At 30.5% G+C, this 3587-nt stretch carries 4 protein-coding genes; all 4 read left to right on the forward strand.

Annotated features, from left to right (window positions below):
- Positions 1-200 precede the first annotated feature (200 nt).
- Positions 201-1202 carry a 2-keto-3-deoxygluconate permease gene (locus tag ACMOUI_RS08750; RefSeq protein ID WP_418965326.1) on the forward strand — a complete coding sequence of 334 codons (1002 nt, stop codon included), beginning with the start codon at positions 201-203 and terminating at the stop codon, positions 1200-1202.
- A 1-nt stretch (position 1203) separates the two neighbouring features.
- On the forward strand, positions 1204-1485 hold the full coding sequence (locus ACMOUI_RS08755) for a UxaA family hydrolase (RefSeq protein WP_418965327.1): 282 nt from the start codon (positions 1204-1206) through the stop codon (positions 1483-1485).
- A gap of 40 nt (positions 1486-1525) precedes the next feature.
- Positions 1526-2686: a UxaA family hydrolase gene (locus tag ACMOUI_RS08760; RefSeq protein WP_418965328.1), complete on the forward strand. Its 1161-nt coding sequence runs from the start codon at positions 1526-1528 to the stop codon at positions 2684-2686.
- 23 nt (positions 2687-2709) lie between these two features.
- Positions 2710-3587, forward strand: an 878-nt coding sequence (locus tag ACMOUI_RS08765; protein WP_418965329.1) for a dihydrodipicolinate synthase family protein, incomplete at its 3' end; no start/stop codon positions are given.

The raw sequence follows: 3587 nt of genomic DNA on the forward strand, positions 1-3587 counted from the left end.
ATCAAAATCCCATTATAATTTCCAGAAAAGTTATAATAATTTTTTAATATTTGATTCATTCTCTTTTTAGTAAAGGGATTTGTACAAAGATGATAAAAAAATTTGACAATTTAAAATTCGTAAAGTATATAGGAATTAACACGATTCGTATATATGAATTTTGTTCGTATATATGAATGAAATGCTAAGGAGGAGTTTGTATGAAAATATTAAAAATAGTACAGAAAGTTCCAGCAGGAATGATGATTATTCCACTATTAATTGGAGCAACATTAAATACTTTTTTACCACATTGGTTAAGAATTGGTTCTTTTACAACTGCAACCTTTTCTAATGCAGGAGCAGCAACAGCTATGGGGATTCAATTATTTTGTTTAGGAACAACTTTACAAGTAGGTGACATGCCAAAAGTTTTTAAAAGAGGTGGAATTCTGTTAATTTCAAAGTTTATGATAGGAGCAGGAATAGGAATTTTTATTGGAAAGTTTTTTGGAATGGAAGGAGTTTTGGGTTTAACATCTTTAGCAATAATAAGTGCAGTTACAAATAGCAATGGATCAGTATATTTGGCACTATCAAAATCTTATGGAGATTCATCAGATTGCGCAGCAACAGCTTTATTGGCATTAAATGATGGACCACTGTTTACACTAATTGCTCTAGGAGCATCAGGATTAGCAAATGTTCCAATTATGGCATTAGTTGCTACAGTAATTCCAATAATAGTAGGAATGATTCTTGGAAATTTGGATAAAGAAACTAGAGATTTTTTCTCCCCAATGGGAGACAAATTGATACCTTTTGTAGGGTTAACATTAGGTGCAGGAATAAACTTGAGCAATGTTGTTAAGGGTGGAGGCCCAGGAATTTTATTAGGTTTTATTACGTTATTTGTTGGAGGATCATTTATAGTTTTTTGCGATAGAATTATAGGAAAAAGACCTGGTTATGCAGGGTGGGCTGTAGCAACAACAGCTGGTAATGCTGTAGCAGTTCCTGCAGCAGTAGCATTGATAGATCCACGTTATGCACAACACGTATCTGTAGCAACTGCACAAGTTGCTGCATCTGTTGTAGTAACGGCTATTTTAGCGCCTCTAGTTACTAATTATTGGGCAAAAAAATATGGGTCTCCACAATTTCAAAAAAATAATACAAGTGAAGAAAATATAAATATTTTAATGAAAGAGGAGGAGTTTTAATATGATAAAAGCTTTAGTAATTGATAAAAAAGATAATGTAGGAGTTGTCATAGAACCAGGTATAAAGGGTGATAAAGTTATATATAAAGTAAATGAAAATATAGAAAAAACAACACTATTAACAAATATTCCTATATATCATAAATTTGCAATTATAGATATAAATAAAGGGAATCCAATAATTAAATATGGTGAGCATATTGGACTTGCAGCACAGGATATAAAAAAAGGAGAACATATTCACGAACATAATATTGAAAGTCATAGAGAAGTTTTAAAATAAAAATATTAAATCTAAATAATTGGAAAAAAGGAGGAGTTTTGTGAAATTTTTAGGATATAAAAGACCAGATGGAAAAGTGGGAATAAGAAATAAAATTTTTATTTTACCTGCCAGCGTTTGTGCTTCTGATACAACACGTATCATTGCTTCTCAAGTTGAAGGAACAGTTACATTTAATAACCAAAATGGATGCTCACAAGTGGGACCAGATCAAGAATTTACAATGGATGTTATGGCAGGAATGGCAGCTAATCCAAATGTTTATGGAACAGTTATTGTATCTTTAGGATGTGAAAATTGTCAAATGGATTTAGTTGTAAAAGCAATTCAAGAAAGAACAAATAAGCCAATTGTTAAATTTATTATTCAAGAAAATGGTGGGACAATAAAAACTATTGAAAAAGCAGTTAGAGCTGCTAGAAAAATGGTTCAAGATGCTTCTAAACTCCAAAGAGAAGAGGTTTCAATATCTGAGTTGATAATAGGAACAGAATGTGGTGGTTCTGATATGACTTCAGGATTAGCTTCTAATCCTGTAATTGGAGAATTAAGTGATAGAATAGTTGAAGCAGGTGGAACTTCTATTTTATCGGAAACAACAGAGTTGATAGGTGCTGAACATATTTTGGCAAAAAGAGCTAAAAATAAAAGAATCAAGGAAAGAATTTATGAAATAATATATAGATATGAAAATGCAATAAAATTAGTTGGAGCCGAAGTGAGAGAAGGAAATCCGTCCCCAGGAAATAAAGCAGGAGGGTTAACAACTTTGGAGGAAAAATCATTAGGATGTATCCATAAAGGTGGACATAGTCAGATTATGGAAGTTTATGACTATGCTAAAGAAGTAAAAGAAAAAGGTCTTGTTATTATGGATACTCCAGGAAATGATCCATCATCAATCGCAGGAATGGTTGCTGGAGGTGCACAAATTGTTATATTTTCTACGGGTAGAGGAACACCTACTGGAAATCCAATAGCACCAGTTATAAAAATAACAGGCAATAAAATAACTTTTAAAAATATGGAAGATAATATAGATTATGATGTAAGTTCTTTAATCTATCAAGAAAAAACGTTAGAAGAGTTAGGACATGAGTTATTAAATGAAATTATAGAAGTTTCTAATGGAAAACAAACTAAATCAGAAATTTTAGGTTATACTGAAACTGCAATTGCTAGAGTTTGTAACTATATGTAAAATACGAAATAGGAGGAAATACTATGAAAAAAGCTAAATTTTTAGCACCAGTAATCACTGCATTTAATAAAGATAGAGAGATTGATATAGAAGGAAATAAACAAGTATGGGAACATTTAATAAATGGTGGTGTAAATGGAATCGTTTTATTTGGAAGTACTGGTGAGTTCTATAATATCTCAATGACTCAAAAAAAGAAGTTAATAAAACTGGCTATAGAGTATATAGATAAAAGAATATCTTTATTTGTGGGAACAGGTTCTATGAATATGCAAGAAACGATAGAACTTTCAAACTATGCTTTAGATTCAGGTGCCGATGGGGTTATGATAATAGGCCCATACTACTTTCCTATAAATGATAGAGATTTAGAGAGCTTTTATTCCAAATTAGCTAAAAATATTAATGGAAATATATATTTATATAATTTTCCTAAAATGACAGGTCATGATATAAATCCAAATGTGCTTTTAAACTTACTAGATAAACATTCAAATATAGTGGGTTATAAAGATACAGTATCAGAAATGAGCCATACGAGGAATTTAATTCAAGCAATTAAAGATAAGTATCCCAATTTTATAGTATATTCTGGATATGATGATAACTTTGTTCATAATATTATCTCTGGAGGAGATGGTTGTATAGGAGCTTTATCAAATATATATCCACAAGTATTTAAACAATGGGTTGATGCTATAGATAATAAAGATATTGTTAAAATTGAGGAATTTCAAAAATTGACCGATAGTCTAATGGAGATATATGATCTTGAAACTCCTTTTATTCCAGTATTAAAAAGAGCTTTGATTTTAAATGGAATAAAAATTGAAGAATATTGTACTGAACCATTTGGGATAGTAAGTGAAGTTAAGGTTATAAAATTAAAGAAAATATTGGA

Origin of the sequence: Cetobacterium sp. (assembly GCF_048470075.1) — a bacterium.
In the GTDB taxonomy this organism is placed as follows: Bacteria; Fusobacteriota; Fusobacteriia; order Fusobacteriales; family Fusobacteriaceae; genus Cetobacterium_A.